This window comes from Streptomyces sp. iso_384 (assembly GCF_056172905.1).
Genome location: NZ_JBWBTT010000001.1, coordinates 3,305,814 through 3,327,220, shown reverse-complemented (window position 1 = coordinate 3,327,220; position 21,407 = coordinate 3,305,814). Strand labels below are relative to the sequence as shown.

Here is a 21,407-nt window from a genome sequence, read left to right as displayed (position 1 = left end):
CGAGCCGCATCGGCTCGACCGGTAACGGGCATTCCCCGGCTGTGGGGCCGGTGCGTACGCGCACCGGCCCCACAGCCGTTCATCGGCCCTCCTTCCCACTCGGTCAGGCGAGGTCGTGGACGGCCGGCTTCCCGGTGAGCTGCGCCGCGACGACGGCCGCTGCCGGTCGAACCAGGCCACGGTGCTCGCCAGCCCGTCGTCCAGGGTGGTCCTCGGCCGCCACGCCTTCTCCGGCGAGGCGGACCCGACGTCCGCCCGCCCGCCCCTGATGGCGGCCTGGAAAGGGGAGACGAACGGCGCCTTCACCCAGACCGTTCTTCCCGGCGGCCACTTCTTCATCGACGACACCCTCTCCGACCTCGTTCTGGCCATCCGCCACGACCTGGACCGGCTCTCGGCCGAGAAATAGAGCCATGCGAACGATCGAACTGCGCCCCGAACACGTCCGTCGACTGGCGGTCAGCTGCCAGCACCTGGAGGGCCCTTGCCCACCCCCGGGGGGACAACAGCCGGATGTGGGAAGTCCTTCGGACCCTCCGCTGTCTGCAGCTCGATCCGATCGACGTCGTCGCCCGCAGTCATCTCCTGGTCCTCTGGAGCCGGTTAGGGATCTACGACCAGCAGGAGCTGGACGACCTCCTGTGGAAGGAGCGCCGGCTCTTCGAGTACTGGGCGCACGCGGCCTCGATCGTCCTGACCGAGGACTTCCCACTGCACCAGAGCATGATGCGCGGCTATCTGGTGGATGAGCGTTCGGCATCCCTGCGGAAGGTCGCCGACTGGTTCCGGTCCAACACCGCACTGCGCGACTCCGTACTGGAACGCCTCCGTGCGGCCGGCCCGCAGCGGACGGACGACTTCGACGACCACGCCGGGGTCGCCTGGCAGTCGAGCGGCTGGTCCTCCGGCCGCAACGTCGACCGGATGCTCGACATCCTCTGGACCCAGGGCACGATCATGGTCGCCGGCCGCTCCGGGAAACGCCGCCTGTGGGACCTCTCCGAACGCTGCCTGCCCTCATGGGTGGACCGTACCCAGCTGCTGGAGACGGACATCGTCACCCGCGCCGCGGAACACTCCCTGCGAGCGCTGGGCGCAGGCCGCAAGAGAGACATCGAGCAGTACTTCGTCCGCTCCCGCTACCCGGGCCTCGCCGACGTCATCGCCCGGCTCGTCGACGAGGGCCGCTTCGTCCCCGTCACCCTGGAGGACGCCCCGGCCCGCGAACGCTGGTACGTCCACGCCGACCGCCTGCCGCTGGTCGACCGGATCCTCGGCGGCGACTGGACACCCCGCACCACACTGCTCTCACCGTTCGACAACCTGATCTGCCAGCGCGAACGCACCAACCGTGTCTGGGACTTCGACTTCCGCTCGGAGATCTACGTCCCCAAGGCCAAGCGCCGCTACGGCTACTACGTGCTGCCGATCCTGCACGGGGACGCCCTGATCGGCCGGGTGGCCCCACGTCTGGACCGTACGAGCGGCACGCTCACCCTCGAAGGCGTCTTCGCGGAACCGACCGCGCCCACCGGAAAGGACACGGCGGAAGCGGTCGGCAGGGCCGTCACCGACCTCGCCGCTTTCCTCGGCGCACGCCGGATCGCACCCGAGGGCCCGATTCCCGCGGCTTGGCGCGAGACTCTACTGCCGGTGCTCGCCGCGCACGGCTGAGGTCGAAGGCCCGGGCTGAGGTCGGGCGGGGCCAGGGGGGTCGAGCAGGGTCTGGGCGTGTTCGTCGGGGAAGAGGCCGTCCCGGGCGAGCCATCTGGGCCTTCAAGACCCATGACTTCGGCGGCGCCCAGCTGGTCCTGAGGCCCGACGGCAAGGTGGTCATCGTGCACAACGGCAGGGTGGTCCGGTCGACCTGACCGCCGCGCGGAAGCCCACTGCCCGCCCGGCTCGCGGCAGCGCCGGATTCAGGCCGTCCCGGACGAGCCGGGCCGCGCCCCCACGGGCCCGCCCACCACCGTGAGCAGGTCCACGACGAAGATCAGAGTCGAGTTCGCCGGAATCGACGCGGAGGGCGACTGCTTGCCGTACCCAAAAGGCGGAGGGACGACGATCTCACGCCGACCGCCCACCGCCATCCCCCTGATCCCCCGGTCCAGACCCTTGACGACCCTGCCACCGCCCACGGCGAACTTGAACGGCCGCCCCTGCTCCCAGGAGGAGTCGAACTCCCGCCCCGACGCGAACGTGACCCCCACATAGTGGATCTGGACCACCCTGCCCGCCTGCGCCTCGGGCCCGTCACCGACCACGAGATCCCGGATCGTCAGCTCGTCGGGCGCGACACCCTCCGGAACCTCGACACCGGGCTTCGCCAGTTCACTCATCACGGTCCCATCACTCGCCACCGGAACCCTCGCACGGGCCGACCGGACACATGGACATTCCACCCGGCGAACGATCACGCTACCGGTCGGCCGTCTCGGTCGCTCGGCCGGTGTCGAGGGGGTCGGCCGCGTAGGTGATGCGTACGACTCCGTTCGCGGCGTTCGGTTGCGGCCGCCACCCCGAAGACGTCGGCCATGATCCGTGGGCAGAGCGCGTCGAGAACGTGGCCCGCCGCCATGACCCTCCCCTCGTCGAGGACGATGACGCGGTCGCAGAGGCGGGCGGCCAGGTCGAGGTCGTGCAGGACGGCGAGGGTGCTGACGCCGCAGCGATCGATCGCGTCGGCGACGGCGCGGCGGTCGTCGGATCCCTCCCGGCCTATCAGCCCGTGGTGGGGAGTGCGCCCCAGCTCGACGATCTCCGCCACCGGAAGTCCCCCGGTGCTGCCCACCGGGTCCTGGATGGCGGCGGCGGTGCGACGGGCGGCGGTACGGGCGGCCAGACGCCAGAGCATGTGCAAGCCACACCGTTTCGGGGTACGTGCTGCAGTTCCTGACAGGTCGGTAGGCGCCTCGCACCAGCTCCTGCAGACAGTCGACCAACACGCGCGTGTCACGGACAGCCTTGGGATCGCTGCCATCGCGTGCTGCCGGGCGTACGAACGCATCCCCCAAACGCCCGCCACCGTGGCAAGCCTTCCAGAGTCCATGAGCGCCACGAGTCAGGCAACGCGGCAGACCTCAGCCACGACGCTATTGAGACAGGCATCGGATCATTGCCCGCCCTGATCGGCCACCCCTGAGGTAGCAGGGCGGGCAGCTAATTCAGGAGCACCGCCGAGCACGAACGCGAGAGAAATCACCCCGGCCCCCGGGATCACGTCTTCTCCGGCTCCGGGCCCGTACCCGCATCCGTCCGCAGCCAGCGTCGGCTTCACCTCCGCTTGCGGCGTCTCGGCCGGCTCGGCGGCAAGACATGCCTGACGCCGGACTGCCGGCTGTGCGGCAGGGGTGTCAGGGCGGGAGCCGACGGGCCACGTAGGCCCGTTGTCAGTAGCGTCCGGCAGAATCCGCTTCACCGACGCCACCACGACCTGGCGTCGCCCGGTAGGAGAAGAGGGTTCCTGTGCGCGAACTGCCCATGTTCGAACGTCTTTACCCCGATGTCCAGCTGACATCCCCCTCGGAGAGGTTCGTGCTGCGGTGCGACTCGGAGGGTGCCGCCGTGGTCACGGACACCGACCGCGGTCAGGTCGTCTGGCGGGCGGGCGCAGCTGGACAGCTGCTTCTCGGACACGGGTACGAAGTCGTCGTCGAGGGCGGGGAGGACGACGACACGGTCTGGCGCTCCGGTTTCGCCGCGCCCGGGGCTCAGTACCTCATCCTCACGGACGCCGGAGAGCTGGAACTCCTGGACCGCTCCCACGTCCGCCTGGGCAACATACGCACCGGACTCACCCACCCTGTGCCGCTCGGAGACGCGGCGCCCGCGGCTGCCATCACCCGGGATGCGTATCTGGTCAGGGAGGGGAAGATGCGGCGGACAGTGGCCCGCGAGCAGGACGGATGGCTGCGGGTCTGCGAGTACGGGAAGGGCGGGGGAATGAGCTACGCGCTGACCCGTCCGCTGGTCGACTGGTTCGAACAGGAAGACACCGTGCTCACCTGGCGTCGGCACCTGGCGGGTGGTTCGAAATCCAAAGGCCTGATGCTGTGCCTGGTCGACTCCGCCGGGACCGTCCTGTGGCACGAGGGCACCCAACGCCCTCATGGACCGGTCCCCCCGGGAGAGCCCTACGCGTACGGTGGGCCCGCGCTGGAGGCGGGAGGACGCTTGCGCAACCAGTCCCTGACGTCTCCCGCCGGTACGCACACACTGGCTCACCAGGGCAACGGCGACCTGACTCTGTACTGCCACACCGAGCGCCGTGCCGTGTGGTCGACCGGCACGGGGTGGGTGGACGGAGGGTGGGCGGAGCTCTCCGAGGACGGTGTCCTGTCGGTCCGCAACACCCATGGTGTCCCGGTGTGGAGTTCCGGCCCGTCCGGTTCGGGGGCCCGCCGGCTCGTGGTCGGTGATGACGGCCGTGCCGAACTGCGTGACGCGGACGGCCGGTCGGTGTGGTCCACAGGCACACACACGGCGTGCCACGGCCCCTCGCTCGACGCCCCGCTAGGTGCCGTGCTGCGCCGAGGACAGACGCTCGGACGGCACTCCCTCACCTCCCCCGACGGAAGCACCGTGCTCGGACACTGGGACGAACGCCGCCTCGTGCTGTTCGGGGCCGACCAGACCTGGCTCTGGTACGTGCACCTCGACGAAGCGGCCGAGCCCGGACTGCGGCTCGACGAGGACGGCATGCTGCGCGTTCTCGGCGACGACCGCCCACCGCTGGGCGGACCGGCCGACGAGCTCCGTGTCGAGGAGGGCGGAGTGGTCCTGTGCCGTGCCGACGGCACCGTCGTCTGGCGCGACGGCGAGGCGGTGGCCGAGCCGGCCGCCGCCACGAACCCGCCCCCCGCACGAGGAGGGCTCATGAAGAGTCTGCCGGACACGGACGAGACCCTGCTGATCCGCACCGACTTTTCCGACCCGGCCGCTTGGCAAGCCCTGCTCACGACCGTCATGACACCGAACCAGGACGGCTTCGTCGCGAACGTCCACCTTGTGGATGATCTCGCCTATCACGACCTGACGACCGAACAGATTCTATCGGCTGCACGCGAGATGGACACCGATCTCTTCGTTGTGGCCGACAAGACCGCCCTCACGGCGCCGGAGATGCCGCTGCTGGCCCTCCTGCTCTTCGACGAGAACGACGAACGCGGGGAAGGTGAGGCCAGGCAGGAGTACGGCCAACTCCGAGTCCTCGCCACAGAACTGTGGTCGGTCGAGAACAATATCTCCCTCGCCAACATGGATTGGGAGGACTTCGAGTACGCCGCCGACAACGGTGTCTTCCGGGGCTTCTGACCTTGGCAGGATCGAAGGGGCGTCCCGCAACGCATCAGATGGGTCGAGCACCCTCCGTCAGGCTGCCGAGGTGTGGGGCATCGATCCGTACGAGGCCGTTTCCGGGGCTGCGAGGCCCGTGTGACCGGCGCGGGCCTGACCCTGTCGGAGGCAAACCGGTGGGCCAGTTCTGCGTGAGCACAACGGTGCGCAGCTTCGTGGGGGTGCGGATCGGAAACCATCCCGCTGTCAGCGGCGGTCGAACCGCTGGATCGATGGCGGGCTGCCTGTCGCCCGAGCCGAGAATTCCATCAGGAAGCCTACTCGTGTGGCGGCGACATGCCAGAACGCCGCGGTGAAGGGCGGCGATGCCGTCGTTCACCTGCCGGAGGGCTGCCTCGGGGCAGAACTTCCTTACGATTCGGACCCGTTGAGTTCCCTCCAGGCATCCGGACGCCTTAGTTCCGCAACAAAGCAGGCGGCCGCGGTCGGCCGACCGCCTCATGTCAATCAGGCCATTCATGCCATGGCGACGACACATGGTGGGCGTGCCGTTCACGCGGGCGGTTCGTCGGCGTCATGCCGGGGCGTTGTCCCGCCCTGAGCTCCAGCGGAACGTTCTCAGGCCCCGTTCGGAGTCGGATAGGCATTGGAGCAGCCTATTTCCACCACAAACCGCAGTTGGTACGTGAATCAGATGTTTCGCCTGTTGGCTGCGTTTGCAGGCGGGAGGACACCGGGTGAGGGGTTGAGGGGTCCAGGAATTCCTTGGGGTGCAATCCAACATCTCGGTAAGGGTCCCGGAGGGGACGGGTCCAGCCAGGACCGACATGGCGATGACGTCATTACGGACGGCTCCCTGAGCCGCGCACCGGTGGCTCACACGATGCGACTACGCGAACCGGGCAAGTGGAAGTGAAGGAGACCTCCACGATGGCTACGCAGGTCAGCAAAGCGGTCCTGGTACGGCTTCAGGCTCTTCCCGGCAGGGAGGACGCCAACGGCCGCCACGCGGCGGCAGTGTTCCGCCACTTCGCCGAACCGACCGCGGACCGCCGTGCCGACATGCGCAGCGCCCAACTGGCGAGCAGTAAAGCCCGCGCGGCCTGGCAGAAGGCTTACGACCGGGCACAACAGGAACCGGTCCGCCCCAGGGGCCTGACTGCGCAAGAGGCGAAGGACGCTCAGGAGGCGCTCGAAGGTTTCGACAGAGCAGCAACGCTCATGGAGAGCCGCGTCCCGCACGACGACGACCCTTCCACTCCCGAGGTGGAGGCGTTGGCCGAAGCCCTGGAATCGGACACGGAGCAGGCGGCAGCCGCTATGCGCGAGCACAGGCACCCGGACTGGGCACGCGTGGAGAAGGCCCTCCAGACATGGGAAAGAGCCGGTGGCCGGATCCCAGCGCTACGGAGCGAGGCAGACCTGCAGAAGCACGCCCTGGAAAACCTGGCGACAGCGGTGAGCCGCACCCCCTTGGAGCGCGATGTCGGCTCCCTGCGCGAGGACCAGCGGGTGCGGGAAGCGGTGGAGGCTCAAGGCGATGGTTCGGAACCCCCGCACCGGGGTGGATGACCACCTGTCGCAGCAGGCGTGCGCCCCGCTTCCGAGGTCCGCCTGGTCCGACAGATGGCCAAGATGCGGGAGCTTCACGCTTAGGACGCAGCGATCAGCCGGTGGGTTGCCCGCTCCGCGGTCCAAGCCCTGACGAGTTCCTCTCTCGTAACCCTTCGGGCCGAGGTCTCCTTTGTGGAGACCTGTCGGCCCGCCCCTCCCTTGTGTGCCGACTCGCCAGCGTCACGGGCTGTCAGCCAGGGGCCCACTGTCCTCTGCCCAAGACCCGGGCCATACGCGGCCCAGCCGCCTGCAGTGCGGTCGAATCACGACCGTTTCCGCTGGTCAGTAACCACGCGAGTCGTGTACCACCAGCAGACGCAGAATCTGCTGTCAGATGTGACACGCTCACCTGGCGCCCACTGGGGCTACCCAGTCGGTACGGCCGGAGGATCCCTCTACAGTCACATCGGAGCAGCTCACAGGCCGAGGAAGCTCAGACGGACGCTGCGGTTGGTGTTGCTCGTGTTCGTATCCACCAACCTCCGCTAACACAACTGTCACGTTGCCTGGTCACACACCTCGGATCGGGTGGCCGGAGGGCCTCGCACGAAGGAAGCTGACCACTCGACACGGCCTCCGGCACCGAGTCCCTCCGTCGACAGATCGCGGGCCGCGGCCCGTCTGACCGGGGTGCACGTCCGTGAACCCGGGCTCGGCCTTCGCCACTGGCAGAGAGCACACGACCGCCTTCCGGGCGCTGCCACGGCCTCCGCTGGACTCGCGGGCCGGACTCGACGAACTCGCATCGGCAGAATTCATGACGTCGGCGTCCCCGTGGCACGAACGGACCGGCCGAGATGCGCCCGCCGAGCATTCGTGGTCACCTGACGTTACGGGCACCACTTCGCTGCGGCCTCGTCCCGAGGGACCCACTACGGCCGCCGGCAACGCGACCCTCCCCAAGTCCACCGAGCCCATCCGGAGACGGCTGGTGTCCGAGCGAACTGTTCCGACTTCGTCCGACTGTTGCCCGAACGATTGCGGCGCCCCCAGGCACGGCGACACCGTGCGGGATTCCTTCGAGAGCATCTACACCCACTGGCATCCACAGGTGCTTCGCTGGGCCAGACGCCGCTGCGTCGATCCTCAGGAAGCCGAGGATGTCGCGCAGCAGGTGTTCGCCGACGTCTGGCGCTACTCCGGTAGGTACTGCTCTCGCCGGGGGGAGATCGGCCCCTGGATCTACGGCATCACGGTGCACAAGGCCGCCGACGCGTCTGCCGCCGTCGCCCGCAGGTACGAGGGGTTGCGCGATCTGATACGGAGCCCCGTCGCCGCGAACCCCGACGTCGGTGCCGGAGCCGTCGAGCGGGTGCACATGGCATCCTTTCTGTCGGAATTGCCGGACCGAAAGCGCGAGGTCCTCTTCCTGGCCTATTACCTGGACCTGACTCAGCCGGAGGTCGCGGGGCTTCTCGACCTGCCCTTGGGGACGGTCAAGAGTCACACCAGACGGGGTCTCAGGGCTCTCGCCCACCTCCTCGACGCACATGCGTGAAGGTAGCTCAGTGGTCCTCCACGATGCCGCCCATGGCCTGCATCAGCCGACTGGCCATCCAGTCCGGTCCGCGCCGTCCGACCTCCCGCGTCCAGCGCGACAGACCAGCGGGAGGGTCCGTCAGCAGCTGCCGTACCGCGCTTCCGGCCATGCGCGGACCGAGCCTGGACGGGTCGAGACAGACCGCGAGCTGTGCCCTCTCGGCGTCATGGGCGATCGAGAACTGATCGCTGGAGAACGGCAGGATGAGCGCTGGAGTACCGGATGCCACGCATTCCGTGAAGGAATTGTTCCCACCGTGATGAACCATGGCGTCGGCCCGCCCGAGGAGCCACCGCTGGGGGACCACATCCGCGATGTGCACGTTCGGAGCGGAGAGATGGGCAAGCGCTGCTGCGCGTTCTCCCGCGGCGACGACGACCGCTGCCTCCGGGACCTCGAGAAGCACACCTCGTACGAGCTTTGCCAGTACGTCGTCACGAGCCGACAGGAAGGTGCCGAGAGCCACGAGTACCAACCGGCTGTGCGTCTCTCTCAGCCTGTGCACGAGACCCTCCCACGCCTCGCCGGGGCTCGGCTCCGCGGCCGGTGCGCAGTGGCCCCCGTACAAGAACCTCGTGCCGTTCCGTGGATGCTCCGGAAGCCACTCGAATCGCGGATAGTTGAACAGCACGGCATGCCGGGAGGCGAGAGCGAAGGCTCGTACCGGTGTCCGGACCGTGGGCGCGTGCGTGCGCACGACTTCCGCGAATCGTTCCGTGAACGCCACCTCGTTGGCTCGCGCCGCCCGCCGCAGCTCGGCGACACGGCCCGGGGCGGGTTGGATCGCACGGGGCCAGGCGTAGGGAACGCCGAAGAGGGTGTCCGCCGTTTGGGGCACGTACGTCGGGTGCCCTGGACAGAATGTGGCGTAGCGCAGCCCGAGACAGTGAAGCGCCAGCGTGACCGGGTAGCTCAACTGGTCGACGACGTACCAGTCCGGCGACAGCCGAGCGTCCAGGGTCCGGATCCCGGCGAGCACCCCCGCCGGGTCCGAGAGCATGTCCTCCCCGCGGTGCCGCGACTGGGTGAGCAGTGCCGCGATCGCACCGTCCCGGGTCGACCTGAGGAATTCCTCCAGTCGCTCTGCCTCCCGCGCGCCCTGCCGGGTGCGCTGGGCGATCCCCGTGTTCGCGTTCGGGGTGACGGTGAGGGAGACGAACTCGACATCCGCCGAACGGGCGAGCGGCGCGAAGGAGGGCGCGCTGACGAAATGCACGTCGGCACCGCAACGGGCGAGCGCGCCCGCCAACACGGACAGGGGCTGGGCGTGTGAAAGGAAGGGAGGACTGACGACCGCGATGCGGGGCCGCCGGGCATGACGCAAGGACCTCATGCCAAGACATTCGCCTCGTGTCGATGTCACGGATGCACGGTCCGTCACCCCTTCACACGGCCGTGAGGAAAAAGCCGGTGTTCTCTGCGGCTCGCGCATCCGTTCTCCGGATCGGCGACGAAGCACTACCGGCCGACTGTCGTCGTCGAGGAGTTCCGATGAATCGCTCGCACCCTGCCGCGACCAGCGCTGATCGCACCCCGCGAAGCTGCGCGACGTTCGCGTCCGATCCGTTCGTGGCAGCCAGAGCGGACCACTGGCGACGGTCGACCGGTGACCCTCCACAATGGTGCGCGCCACATCCGAACCTGCTGGCCGAACTGGTTCTGGCCGAGTACCGCCCGGATGGTGGCACGGATGATCCGCCGACGCTCGCCTCCCGCCGGGATGTGGCTCTGGCCCGATTGCGTCACCGGATGCGGTCCGGGAACGTACCGCCGCCGCTGGAATGCGTCCGGCTTCTCGACGGTGGTGCCCTCACCGGGGCGGCCGTCTTCGACGCATGGCCCTACGCCGTGCGGCGCCATGGGCCGAGGAGCGCCAGTGCCGCCTTGGAACACGGCCTGCGAAAAGCCCGCACTCCCGACTCCGTACGGTTCCTGCTCGATCTGGCCGCATCCTCTCACCTGCGGCCACTGCCCGAGGCGGAACTGCTCGCGCTGTCGGTGGGAGGCGACCGAGGAGTGCGCCATGCCGCCTGGCGCCTTCTCGCCGCGTACGACCGCGTCCATCTCCTGCCCACCCGGGCCGAACACCGGGAAGACACCTACGAACGGCTACTCAGAGGCGCCCTGCGCAACGCCCCCTTGGCAGGCGCCGAGGCCGTGACCCTGCCTCCCGGAATCCTCGTGGCGCAGTCCATGCTCGTCGGGCATCTGGACCGTCCGGGCGAAGGCCTCAGCGGCGGTCTCAGCGTTCTTCTGGGCTCACTGGGAGACGCTCTGGCACAGACCGGACGTGTCGCCGGCGTGGTCACCGTGGTGACCGCGAGCCGACCGGAACTGGAAGCGGACCCGGTGCTTCTGCTCCGGAGGGCGAACGGGCACTGGATCCTCAGACTTCCCGTGGACAGCCCCCGCCACGTACGACCCGAGGAGATGGGAAGCCATCGGGAGGCGATGGCATGGTGGGCGGCCAGACTCTTCGGAATGCTGGGCAGGCCGATCGACGTGCTTCACGTCCGCTACGCCGACGACGGCTCGCTCGCGGTTGCCGAAGCCGCACGCAGGGCGGGACTGGGACTGGTCTTCACCGCGACACCGGACCCGCACCGCCAGATCACCGAAAGGCACGACGTGCCCGGGGCGGAACCCGACAGCCTCCGCCATGACCTGCACCGGGTGTTCCTCGCGGACCGGCTGATCCAGCGAGCCGACCGCGTCCTCGGGATCGCAGCCGGGGACGAGGAATCGACCGGACTGCGCTCATACTTCCCGCAACTGAGCGACCGGACCGGGGAGGGGCCGGTCCGTACGACGCCGGAGGGCATCCCTCCCTACCGGCCACCGTCGAACGAGGTTCGCCGCCGCGAGCAGCTCCTCGCCGGGATCGATGCGATCGCCCTTGCCGACCCGTCCCGCATACCAGCAGTTCTGCTCACCGTAGGCAGGTTGCACCCCGTCAAACAGCAGGACGTCCTTGTGCGTTCCTGGGTGGATTCGGGGTGCTACGAGAGGTCGGTTCTCGTACTTGTGGGAGGCAGCCCGCCGGAGGACGAGGATTCCGTGGAACGTTCCATGCGCGACCGCATCGGCGAGGCCGTCGCTTCCTCCCCCGAGGCCAGGAAGCGGCTGCTCCTCCTGCCGGCCCTTTCCAATGCGGAGGTGCGCTTGCTGGAGCGATCACTCGCGGACCCGGCGAAGCGCATTCGCGCCCGGTACGTATGTCCGAGCGCGAAGGAGGAGTTCGGACTCGCGGTACTCGAAGCAATGGAGGCCGGCCTCATGGTGGCGGCTCCGAAGCGCGGGGGCGTCCCGCACTACCTCGTCGACGGAACGAACGGCCTCCTGCTGGACACCTCGAACTCGCGCACTCTCGGCGAAGGGCTGAGTCGCCTGCTCAGCATCGACGACGAGGAAGCCCGTGTGATGGCGCGCCGGGCCCAGAACCTCGTCCGCTCAACGTACTCGTCGACCGCCATGGCCCGAACACTGGCCGATCACTACGCGTCCGTGCCGAAAGAAGCAGGTCGCAGGACGGGAGGCCATCTCGGAACCCCTCAACCGCGTACACACGTCCGCTCATGAGGCGCGAGCGGGGTACAGCGGAAGCGGCGGGCGCACGCTGCCCGAGGTGGTGCCACCTGGTTTCGCGAACGGCGGACCGGACGGCGGCCTCGGCCTCACTTCCGAGGGCGGATCTTGACGGACCCCGATCCGCCCCCGGGTCGGCCGTCAACGGTCAGCAGTCAGCACCGCGGTCAGCGGCACAGCGAAGCCGGCCGGGCGACGCCGCCGTCCTGACGCGTCAGGCGAAGATCGCACGGATCGACGCCGGCATCGGTGAATGCCTCGATCGCCGCAGCCGATGCCTCGGACCTGAGGGCCGGTGTCCGGGACAGGAGGAATCCTGCGGACCGCTCTTCGTTGGTCACGGCTGCCCAGGAGTAGTCCGGGGCCAGTCCCACCACCACGTAGTTGGCATCCTTGCCGTGAACGAAGCCGTCGCCGGGCCGGGGTGTGAAAGAGACGTTGAGGCGCGTGTTCGAATCGTCCAGCGGTCGTGCCGCGCCATTCACCTCGCTGGTGGACCCCCACCACGTGGTACAGGAGTTCCGGACACCGACGCTGCCATCGGACTGCGGCGTGTACTGGGCCCGCACGTTCTTCTTGCACTGAATCTCGAACAGCTTCGGCACTGCGGCAATTTGGTACCAGGTGCCGGCATACCGGCCAAGGTCGACCCGGCTGACCTGCCGCGAGTCGGCGGCGCTGACGTCGGCGGCGCCGGCGAGCGTCAGAACGGAGCTGACAGCAACTACCGCGGCGCGCCGGATCAAAGACGAAACGGACACGATCACTCCTTGCTCAGTGGACTACGACACGCGGTGTTCAGCCGTGGAGGTCTCCTTGGATTCACCCCCGAGATTCCAGCCCCGGGGTCAGCCGGGACGGCACCGAGGCGGCACGTGCGTACGGCGAAGCGAGTCTTCCCGGGCGGCGTGCCCCCTCGCTCAACTGGCAGCGATGCATCGCCCCGAGGAAGATCGTTTCTGGGTTCTTCATCGTTCCTGGGGTCTTCACAGACAGCGCAAGGACTCCATCAGGGCTCTTCCCGTTCCGATCGACACCGCATCGGACTTCCGGCCACTGGGGAGCAACTGCTATTCCGATGAGAGGTGAAGACATGTCACGCCGTCGTGCTGTGCGGGCTCCAGCCTCGCCGTATACGACTCACGACAAACACGCCCAACGGGCGCCGGCGGTCGAAACGTCCCGCTCCGCGTCTCACGAGGATCAAAGTGAGAAGGAGAGGAAGGGCCACGTCCCGAGCGTCGCCGGGCCGCCCGACAGGCAGTCAGCCGAACACGCGCCGGACCATGACACCGACACGGCGAGAGCCGTGGAGCACATGCTGGATGTCTACACCGGGCAGCGCGTACGCGACGCCCGGACTGTCGACCCGTTGTTCTCGCAGGAGGTCGCTGAGCGAGTGCGGCTCTTCGCGCTGCGCGGCGGTAAACGCATGCGGGCACGGTTCGCCTGGTGGGGCTGGCGCGCGGGTGGCGGCTCCCCGATCGGGAAGGGCGCCGAGTCCGCCCTCCGGCTCGGAGCCGCTTTGGAGTTGATCCAGACCTGCGCGCTCATCCACGACGATGTGATGGACGGGTCGTCACTTCGCCGCGGGTCGCCGGCGCTCCACGTCGAGTTCGCCGACAACCACGTACGGTCAGGTATGCGGGGAGACCACAACGCTCACGGGCGGGCAGCGGCGATCCTGGCCGGCGACCTGGCCCTGGCCTGGGCGGACGATCTTGTCGCCGACATCCTGACCGGATCAGCGAACCGCGAGCACGTTCAGAGGCTGTGGCGTGCGATGCGCGGTGAAATGGTCGCAGGCCAGTATCTGGACATGCGCGCCCAGGCGGACGGCTCATCCACTACGGATCGGGCTTTGCGTATCGCCTGTCTCAAAACGGCTCTCTACACGGTCGAACGACCCCTGGCTCTCGGCGCGGCTCTCGCCGGAGCCGACGGCCGGACAACGTCCGCCCTCTGCTCCGCGGGTCGCAGCGCAGGTATCGCCTTTCAGCTGTACGACGACCTGCTGAGCGTCTTCGGCGACTCGTCGGTCACCGGAAAGCCCTCTGGAGAGGACATTCGCGCCGGGAAACTCACCTACCTGACCGCGGTGGCGCGGACGTTGTCGGAAGAGGCCGGGGACACCTCCGCCCGGCACGTGCTGAACCGATCACTTGGCGATCCCTCTCTTTCCGGTGCCGGGCTGGACGAGCTGCGCCGAACCCTGGAACACACGGGAGCACGCAGGGCGACAGAGAGGGAGATCGACCGCCTGGTCTCGGACAGTCAGGAACATCTGTTGAGGGCTGCACTTTCCGCGTCCGTGCACGGACGCCTCTCCGCTCTGATCGGGTCAGTCGTCGGAATGCCCCTCGCCTACCGGATCCCTGACAGTGACGTGGTCCGGTAGCGGCCCTCCAGCACCTGCTGCGAGACAACGAAAGCCCCCTCCCCAGGAAAGGGAATCAGGTGAAATCAGTACCGGGACCGACTGATCATGTGGTCGTCGTCGGAGCAGGTCTGGCGGGTCTCTCCGCCACCCTGCATCTTCTGGGCGCCCAACGGCGTGTCACGGTCATCGAACGCGAGGCGTCACCGGGCGGACGCGCAGGACGCTTCGACATGGGTGGGTTCCTCGTCGACAGCGGACCCACCGTGATGACCATGCCCGAAATCGCGGACGAAGCCTTCGCCGCCGTCGGCGACCGTTTGGCCGACCGGGTCGAGCTGCTGGAACTGCATCCCGCCTACCGGGCCCAGTTCGCAGACGGAGCCCAGCTGGATGTACACACCTCCGCAGAGGCCATGGAAGAGGAGATCCGCCGCTTCGCGGGCGACCGTGAGGCGGCGGGATACCGACGTCTGCGATCCTGGCTCACCGACTTGTACGCCGCGCAGATGCGGCGCTTCATCGATACCAACTTCGACTCGCCCCTGCAGTTGATGCACCCCGACCTGGCACGGCTGGCACGCCTGCGCGCCTTCGGACGGCTGGATCCCCAGATCGGTCGGTTCCTCTCGGACGAGCGCCTGCGACGGGTGTTCTCCTTCCAGGCCCTGTACGCGGGCGTGGCCCCCGAACGCGCACTGGCCGCTTATGCGGTGATCGCCTACATGGACACCGTGGCGGGGGTGTACTTCCCTCGCGGCGGGATGCACGCTCTCCCGCGCGGGATGGCCGAATCGGCTGCGCGGGCGGGAGCGGATTTCCGCTGGAGTACCGAGGTCGAGCGCCTCGAACACAGCGGCGGCCGGATCACCGCCGTGGTGACAGCGCAAGGTGAGCGCATCCCGTGCGACGCCGTGGTCCTCACCCCGGATCTTCCCGTCGTCTACCGGCTGCTGGAGCGAGCTCCCCGACGAGCGGTGAAACTTCAGCATTCCCCGTCCGCCGTGATCCTGCACGCCGGCACGGACCGGACCTGGCCTCAGCTGGCCCACCACACCATCTCCTTCGGCGCGGCCTGGAAGACCACGTTCCGGGAGCTGACCGTCGATGGGCGCGTGATGAGCGACCCCTCGCTCCTGATCACCCGACCCACGACGCACGACTCCTCGCTGGCTCCCGAGGGCAAACACCTCCACTACATCCTGGCTCCGTGCCCCAACACGGACATCGGCCCCGGGGCGCGCGAGTGGCAGGACCTGTCCCCGCGGTACCGCGACAGCCTCGTCACCGAGCTGGAACGCCGAGGCCTGGACGGCCTCGGCGCGTCGATCGAGGAAGAGTGCCTCGTCACTCCGGCCGACTGGACGGCCCAGGGGCATGCGGCGGGTACACCGTTCTCGGCCGCACACACCTTCGCCCAGACCGGCCCCTTCCGGCCACGCAACCTGCTGCGCGGGATCGACAACGCGGTCATCGCGGGCTGCGGCACCACGCCCGGCGTCGGCGTGCCCACCGTACTGATCTCCGGGAAACTCGCAGCGTCCCGCGTCACCGGGCGTGCCGGCGCACCACGCGGGACGTCTGTCGCTCGACGCAGCGGCCCCTCCGCCCGGACAACCTCCACCAAGGCTGTGAACTCATGACGCGACGGGAGCTCGACGCCGCTGGTATCGAGGAGCCCGCACTGCGCGCGGCGTACACGCACTGCCGGCGACTCAACGCGCGGCACGGCAAGACCTACTTCCTTGCCACTCGCCTGCTGCCGATTTCCCGCAGGCCCGCCGTTCACGCCCTCTACGGGTTCGCCCGATGGGCCGACGACATCGTGGACGATCTCAGCGGCAACGCCACGCGAGCCCAGCGTGACACGGCCCTGCACACGCTGCGGGACCGCCTGGACACCGGTCTACGCACCGGCAGGAGCGAGGAACCGGTGGTTCAGGCACTGGTTCACACAGCCGTGCGGTACGACATCGACCACAGCTACTTCGTCGACTTCATGGCCTCGATGCTGAGCGACCTCGACGTCACCGACTACCCCACGTACGAGCATCTCGCCAGGTACATGCACGGCTCGGCCGCGGTGATCGGTCTGCAGATGCTGCCGGTGCTCGGCACCGTGACGCCCAGGGAGGAAGCAGCGCCGCATGCGGCGGCCCTGGGTGTCGCTTTCCAGCTCACCAATTTCCTCAGAGATGTCGGCGAGGATCTCGACCGGGGGCGGGTCTACCTGCCGGCCGACCTTCTGGCAGCCCACGGGGTGGACCGCGAACTTCTGCTGTGGAGTCGCAGAAGCGGACGGGACGACCCACGGATCCGGGCGGCCGTCCTGGACGTCGTGGCACTGACGCAAGATGTCTACCGGCAGGCGGACCCGGGGCTGGACATGCTCGATCCGGTCACTCGGCCCTGCATGCGAACGGCGTTCACGCTGTACCGCGACATCCTGGGGGCGATCGAGGCGGACGGCTTCCAGGTCGTACACCGCCGTTCGGTGGTGCCGCGGCGGCGAAGGGCTGCGGTCGCCCTCGCGGGGGCGATCCGGATGGCAACGGCCGGACGCGCAGGCGGCGGCCGTCCGGGGGGCCTGCGCGACACTGCCCCGGCCGCCCCGGGAGGAGAGCCGTTGCTTCACCAGCAGTCCGCACTGCGGCAGGAGAAGGAACTGCCTCGGCTGCCGCCTCGCCCGTGACGCTTCGGGGTTCGTTCCGACGCCAAGGGGGAACCGGCCTCGCGGGCTATGTACAGCGACCTTATGAGGAGAGATACCGACATGACAGGACCGGACAACGGCGGCGGATCCAGTCGGCCGGAACGCCGCCGCAGCCTGCGCGACCGTGTTCCACTGCGTCTGCGGAAGCCGGTTGCCTGGCACCGGCAAGCAGCCACCTGGCGGGAGGCGAAACCGGCGACCATCGCGGCGGCTCTCAAGCGGGCGACCGCGCTGCCCTCCGGGAACTGGTACGTGATCGGGGCGAGCCGGGAGATCGGAGGGCGGACGCCCTTCGGCCGGAGCGTCGCGGGAACCGATGTCGTCGTCTGGAGAGACACGAAAGGCCGCCTCAAGGCGGGCCCCGGCAGCTGCCCGCACCTGGGCGCTCCGCTGCGGGACAGCCCGGTGGTGTGCGGAACTCTGGTCTGTCACTGGCATGGACTGGCTCTGCAGGGCGATGCGTTCGCCGGGTGGACGCCCTATCCGGTGTACGACGACGGCGTGCTGGTCTGGGTCCGTCTGGACGCCACCGGCGGGGAAGAGCCCCTTGACCGGCCCGTACTGCCGGCGCGACCCGATCTCATGGGTTCCGTCGCCGCCGTCTGCACAACCGTGGGCACCTGTGAGCCGGAGGACATCGTCGCCAACCGGCTGGATCCGTGGCACGGCGCCTGGTTCCACCCGTATTCGTTCGTCGACCTGAAAGTCCTCGACACGTCACATGGATCATCGCCAGACCATGAGGACGGCTTCGCGGTCGATGTCTCCTTCAAAGTCGCCGGCCGTGCCGTGGTGCCCGTGCGGGCGGTCTTCACCACGCCGGAGCCTCGCACCGTGGTCATGCACATCACCGAGGGTGAGGGTGCGGGCTCAGTCGTCGAGACGCACGCCACCCCGCTGGAGCCCGACGCGCTGGGCAACCCTCGCACAGCGGTCATCGAGGCGGTCATCGCTACCTCCGGCCGCCCCGGGTTCGCCATCGCCAGGGCAGCCGCGCCGCTGCTTCGGCCCTTGATGCGCAGCACGGCGGGACGGCTGTGGCGCGACGATCTGGCCTACGCGGAGCGGCGCCGGCACCTGCGCAGCAAGGGACAGTTCCCGGGCTGAGCAACGGTGCGGAGCGGGAAGAGCCGGAGTCTCTCCATCGTCAAGAGACCAGCGGGGACCGTCGGAGCGTACCGACGGCCCCAGCCTCAGGTCAGCGGATGAGGGTCATCCGCTCGCGGCCATCTGGGCAAGCAGACGCATCGCCCGGGACCTGCCGCTGCGCGGCACCGTCCACAACGCCTGCCCCCGCACTCCCCACCTTTCCAGCAGGGCGTTCGCGGCGAGGAATCCGCTGGTCGCGGCGCGCTCCATCAGAGCGACGGGCAGGTCGGTCCGCACCAGGTCACCCGCCAGCACGAGCGTGGGATCCGCGGTGCGCACCTCGGGCCGGTCGGCATAGGAGCCCACGGGGAACAGGGGGCAGTCCGCTCGCCACTCGTGCCGGGCGTCGACGATCTTCGCGTCCCGGGTCTCCGGGTAGACGCGGTACAGCTGGTTCAGCAGCCGTTCCTGTTCGACCTGCCTGTCGGCACCCGGTGCGACTGCGTAGGCGTGGAGCTCCACCACCGAACCTCCCGAGCGGGCGGCCCAGCGGGCGGCCTCCCCTTCCCAGCGCTCCAGGACGCTGATGTTGTCCAGCGACTCGTAGCCGCCCGTGCCGAGGAAGCCCGCTCTGTCGGCTCGTACCGGACGGTCCAGCCACAGTCGGGAGACCAGAAAGGGCGGGGCGCTGCGAAGCCGGGAGATGCCGTCACGCCACTCGGTGTCGACGAGGTCGGGCGATGCCCCGACCAGTCCCCGCAAGCCCGGAACATCCAGGGCGAGAACGGTCGCGTCGAAGTGCTCGGGGGCTCCGCCGGCCGTGATCCGGTAGCCGCCGGAGCGCTGCGGTGCGACCGTCTCCACGAAGCTGCCGGTGCGCAACTGGACGCGGTGACCCTCCAGATAGTCGGCCAGTGGATCCCACAGAGCCTGCGGGAACGGCTCGTCGGGAACATCGAAGAGCAGGCCCTCGCTGGACCCCAGGAAGTAGATGTGGAACATCAGGACCAGTTCCGCGGCGGACAGTTCGCGCGGATCGGCGAAGAAGCTGCGGGAGAAGACCTCGAAGGCCAGATGCTGGGCTGCCTCGGGAAAGCGGATACCGGCCAGAAAGTCATGAGCGCTCATCGAGTCGAGCTGTCCGTAGACCTCCGGCACACGGACGTCCAGCAGCGGAAGCGCGGCACGCGGGTCCATTCGTGCCATGTCGCGCCAGCCGAAGCTGGGACTGAGCGCCGCGAACCCCAGCGCACTCCACGGCGGCGTGCGAGGGACTTTGGCGAAACTGTCGTAGAGACCCGAACTGTGCTGCAGCGGGTAGTCCGGTACGGACGTCAGCATGCCGAGGTTGCCGTCGGCACGACGCAAGAGGCCGCGGAGATTGTAGTACTGCCGGAAGAAAGCGTGGAAGCCGCGGCTCATGGTGGCCCTCGAACCGTCGGCCAGTTCCACCGGCCAGCCCGCGAGCCGGCCGCCGAGCGTCGTCTCGCTCTCGTACAGGGTGACCTGCGCGCCGCGTTCGGCGAGGCCGGTCGCGGCGGCCAGACCGGCGATGCCCCCGCCGACCACCGCCACGCGTGGCGTGTCACCGGCGAACCGGGAGAGCCCCGGCTTCGGACGCAGAACCTCCGCCTGCCTGTCCCTTCCCCGGCGAGGGGCACTGCGGTCAGCGTTCCAGCGTGGTGACATCTGTGTGTTCCTTGTCAGGCGGGCGGACGAGCAGGGGTCATGGGGAGGGCAGTCGCGCGTGCGGAGCACGTAGGCCGGGCGGAGAAGCGCAGGTCTGCGGCCAACTGGCGGACCTGGCCGCGAACGACCCGTTCATCACGGAGCCCCGCGGCGCAGGAACGGCATCTCGGCGACGGTGCGCAGCATCGGCAGCACGGGAGTGGCGAACCCGATGGTGAGATCCTCGCGGACGCTGGTCCGGCCGTCGAGGAAGCGCAGCATCCGCTCCATGGGGACTTGTTCGAAGAGGCGGGTGAAGAAGTCCGCACCGGCCACGCGTCCGCTGTCGAGGGCACGCAGCATGACGGCGTCCAGGGCGAGCGAACGCCGGGAGTGAGCCTGTGGTGGAGCGGGCAGCGCACCACGACGATAGGCGGCAGCGATCGCGAGGCTCTGGCGCTGCACGGAGGCGAAGGTGTAGCCGGTCGCGGGCCTGGTCGCGCCTCCGCTGGTGCCGATGCGAAAGGTGTGGCGCCCGGTCTGCCGCGGGAACCGTGCGTCTGTCATCGGAATGACGCCCTGCTCGGTGTCCCAGACCTCGAACGGCCCGAGACCGAGGATCCGGGTCGTGTAGTGCTCCAGCGCGGCGTCGTAGGACGCCCGCGACAGCGGCGCCGCGGAGAACTCCGTGTACTCCACCAGTGCGCGGTCGGGTCCGAGGGGGAGAAGATAGCCGAACGAGAGCCCGTGCGCCGGTTGCGGGGTGCGGAAGTCCATGAGGCAGGCGGTGTCTTCGGCGAAGGGCGCGGTAGCACCGGCCAGGGGGGCATCGGTACGGACGAACCAGCCGCGGAAGTGCTGCAGCATCGTGGTGCGGCCGGGCGGCAGTTCCCGCCGCGGCCGCGAGTCGTACACCCAGCGTGCGTGCAGCAGCACCTGTTCCCCGTCAGGTGTGGTGGCCGTGACCTGGGCGCCGTCGGGCAGATCCGCCACACGGTCGACGGTGGCGGTCAGCCGCTCCACGAGGGAGGAGCCTGCCAGCCGGAGATCGACGAACTCCTCGAATCCGCGTGAGCGAATCATCTTGTAGCGCCACGGGTGCGGCCGGCTTTCCCACTCCTGTCCGTCCGGCCCGCGGACGCTGAGCCGCTCCCACGATCGGACCACCACATCGTCGAAGTCCCCCTGGCCGCGCTCCCAGAAGCACCACGTGCGCTCCGGAGGCCGCAGAGGGCCCGGCGGAGCATCGATCAGAAGCACACGTGGGGCGGGGCGACCGCCGCGGATCGCCGATGCCTCACCGCGGCGGGCGAGCGGGGACGTGAGCCGGTAGGCGAGCGACAGCCCAGCGGCTCCCGCCCCGACGATGATGATGTCGGCGTCTGTCACAGCTACCCGTCTCTCCTCGCGCAAGGCGACCTCGGCGCGCTGTCCAGGATCAGAGATCACGAATTGTTCCATCACCGCACCCCCGTGAGCAGCGCGGTCGGGGCTCCTGGCTCCGGAAGCACGGCGGCCCGCCCGAT

The 21,407-nt window shown here is 68.9% G+C and carries 15 protein-coding genes and 2 pseudogenes; 11 read left to right on the top strand and 6 right to left on the bottom strand.

What is annotated here, in order from left to right:
• The first annotated feature begins 115 nt into the window (after positions 1 to 115).
• The 3 genes and pseudogenes from AC0VY3_RS14820 to AC0VY3_RS14810 form a co-directional block, all read left to right on the top strand.
• Positions 116 to 409, top strand: coding sequence for a hypothetical protein (locus AC0VY3_RS14820; protein WP_475549760.1), 294 nt, complete (start codon positions 116 to 118; stop codon positions 407 to 409).
• 104 nt (positions 410 to 513) lie between these two features.
• Positions 514 to 1,674 carry a winged helix-turn-helix domain-containing protein gene (locus AC0VY3_RS14815; RefSeq protein ID WP_475549759.1) on the top strand — a complete coding sequence of 387 codons (1,161 nt, stop codon included), beginning with the start codon at positions 514 to 516 and terminating at the stop codon, positions 1,672 to 1,674.
• A gap of 86 nt (positions 1,675 to 1,760) precedes the next feature.
• Positions 1,761 to 1,871, top strand: a pseudogene (locus AC0VY3_RS14810) (mannose-binding protein); the annotation flags it as partial.
• A 48-nt stretch (positions 1,872 to 1,919) separates the two neighbouring features.
• On the opposite strand, the gene AC0VY3_RS14805 reads toward AC0VY3_RS14810, so the two are convergent.
• The gene (locus AC0VY3_RS14805; RefSeq protein WP_475549758.1) at positions 1,920 to 2,339 is read right to left on the bottom strand and encodes an FKBP-type peptidyl-prolyl cis-trans isomerase; all 420 of its coding nucleotides are present in this window, start codon (positions 2,337 to 2,339) and stop codon (positions 1,920 to 1,922) included.
• Positions 2,340 to 2,413: 74 nt separating this feature from the next.
• Positions 2,414 to 2,854: an ATP-binding cassette domain-containing protein gene (locus AC0VY3_RS14800; RefSeq protein WP_475549757.1), complete on the bottom strand. Its 441-nt coding sequence runs from the start codon at positions 2,852 to 2,854 to the stop codon at positions 2,414 to 2,416.
• A gap of 611 nt (positions 2,855 to 3,465) precedes the next feature.
• Between AC0VY3_RS14800 and AC0VY3_RS14795 the strand changes: the two genes are divergently transcribed.
• From AC0VY3_RS14795 to AC0VY3_RS14785, 3 genes and pseudogenes are all read left to right on the top strand, one after another.
• Positions 3,466 to 5,313 carry a DUF6924 domain-containing protein gene (locus AC0VY3_RS14795; protein ID WP_475549756.1) on the top strand — a complete coding sequence of 616 codons (1,848 nt, stop codon included), beginning with the start codon at positions 3,466 to 3,468 and terminating at the stop codon, positions 5,311 to 5,313.
• Between the two features lie 957 nt (positions 5,314 to 6,270).
• Positions 6,271 to 6,867, top strand: a pseudogene (locus tag AC0VY3_RS14790) (FUSC family protein); the annotation flags it as partial.
• A 1,048-nt stretch (positions 6,868 to 7,915) separates the two neighbouring features.
• The gene (locus AC0VY3_RS14785) at positions 7,916 to 8,407 is read left to right on the top strand and encodes an RNA polymerase sigma factor (RefSeq protein WP_475549755.1); all 492 of its coding nucleotides are present in this window, start codon (positions 7,916 to 7,918) and stop codon (positions 8,405 to 8,407) included.
• A 7-nt stretch (positions 8,408 to 8,414) separates the two neighbouring features.
• Here the strand turns inward: AC0VY3_RS14785 and AC0VY3_RS14780 are convergent, their stop codons facing one another.
• Positions 8,415 to 9,665: a glycosyltransferase gene (locus tag AC0VY3_RS14780; RefSeq protein ID WP_475549754.1), complete on the bottom strand. Its 1,251-nt coding sequence runs from the start codon at positions 9,663 to 9,665 to the stop codon at positions 8,415 to 8,417.
• 140 nt (positions 9,666 to 9,805) lie between these two features.
• Here AC0VY3_RS14780 and AC0VY3_RS14775 point away from each other — a divergent pair, with 140 nt between their 5' ends.
• Complete coding sequence (locus tag AC0VY3_RS14775; RefSeq protein ID WP_475551681.1) at positions 9,806 to 12,028, top strand: glycosyltransferase family 4 protein; 2,223 nt, start codon at positions 9,806 to 9,808, stop codon at positions 12,026 to 12,028.
• Positions 12,029 to 12,201: 173 nt separating this feature from the next.
• On the opposite strand, the gene AC0VY3_RS14770 is transcribed toward AC0VY3_RS14775, so the two are convergent.
• Positions 12,202 to 12,795, bottom strand: a complete 594-nt coding sequence (locus tag AC0VY3_RS14770; RefSeq protein ID WP_103511510.1) for a lipocalin family protein — start codon at positions 12,793 to 12,795, stop codon at positions 12,202 to 12,204.
• Between the two features lie 557 nt (positions 12,796 to 13,352).
• On the opposite strand from AC0VY3_RS14770, the gene AC0VY3_RS14765 reads away from it, so the two are divergent.
• The 4 genes from AC0VY3_RS14765 (at position 13,353) to AC0VY3_RS14750 (ending at position 18,231) form a co-directional block, all read left to right on the top strand.
• Positions 13,353 to 14,432 carry a polyprenyl synthetase family protein gene (locus AC0VY3_RS14765; protein WP_475551680.1) on the top strand — a complete coding sequence of 360 codons (1,080 nt, stop codon included), beginning with the start codon at positions 13,353 to 13,355 and terminating at the stop codon, positions 14,430 to 14,432.
• Between the two features lie 59 nt (positions 14,433 to 14,491).
• Positions 14,492 to 16,054 (top strand): phytoene desaturase, encoded by a 1,563-nt coding sequence (locus tag AC0VY3_RS14760; RefSeq protein ID WP_475549753.1) that lies wholly within the window; start codon positions 14,492 to 14,494, stop codon positions 16,052 to 16,054.
• Positions 16,051 to 17,103, top strand: a complete 1,053-nt coding sequence (locus AC0VY3_RS14755) for a phytoene/squalene synthase family protein (protein ID WP_103511512.1) — start codon at positions 16,051 to 16,053, stop codon at positions 17,101 to 17,103. The genes AC0VY3_RS14760 and AC0VY3_RS14755 overlap by 4 nt, the downstream gene beginning before the upstream one ends.
• An 81-nt stretch (positions 17,104 to 17,184) precedes the next feature.
• Positions 17,185 to 18,231, top strand: a complete 1,047-nt coding sequence (locus AC0VY3_RS14750) for a Rieske (2Fe-2S) protein (RefSeq protein WP_103511513.1) — start codon at positions 17,185 to 17,187, stop codon at positions 18,229 to 18,231.
• A gap of 105 nt (positions 18,232 to 18,336) precedes the next feature.
• Here the strand turns inward: AC0VY3_RS14750 and AC0VY3_RS14745 are convergent, their stop codons facing one another.
• Both AC0VY3_RS14745 and AC0VY3_RS14740 read right to left on the bottom strand, forming a co-directional pair.
• A complete protein-coding gene (locus AC0VY3_RS14745) occupies positions 18,337 to 19,902 on the bottom strand; it encodes an FAD-dependent oxidoreductase (RefSeq protein ID WP_475549752.1) in 1,566 nt (521 codons plus the stop codon).
• 135 nt (positions 19,903 to 20,037) lie between these two features.
• A complete protein-coding gene (locus tag AC0VY3_RS14740) occupies positions 20,038 to 21,270 on the bottom strand; it encodes a lycopene cyclase family protein (RefSeq protein WP_103511515.1) in 1,233 nt (410 codons plus the stop codon).
• Positions 21,271 to 21,407 lie beyond the last annotated feature (137 nt).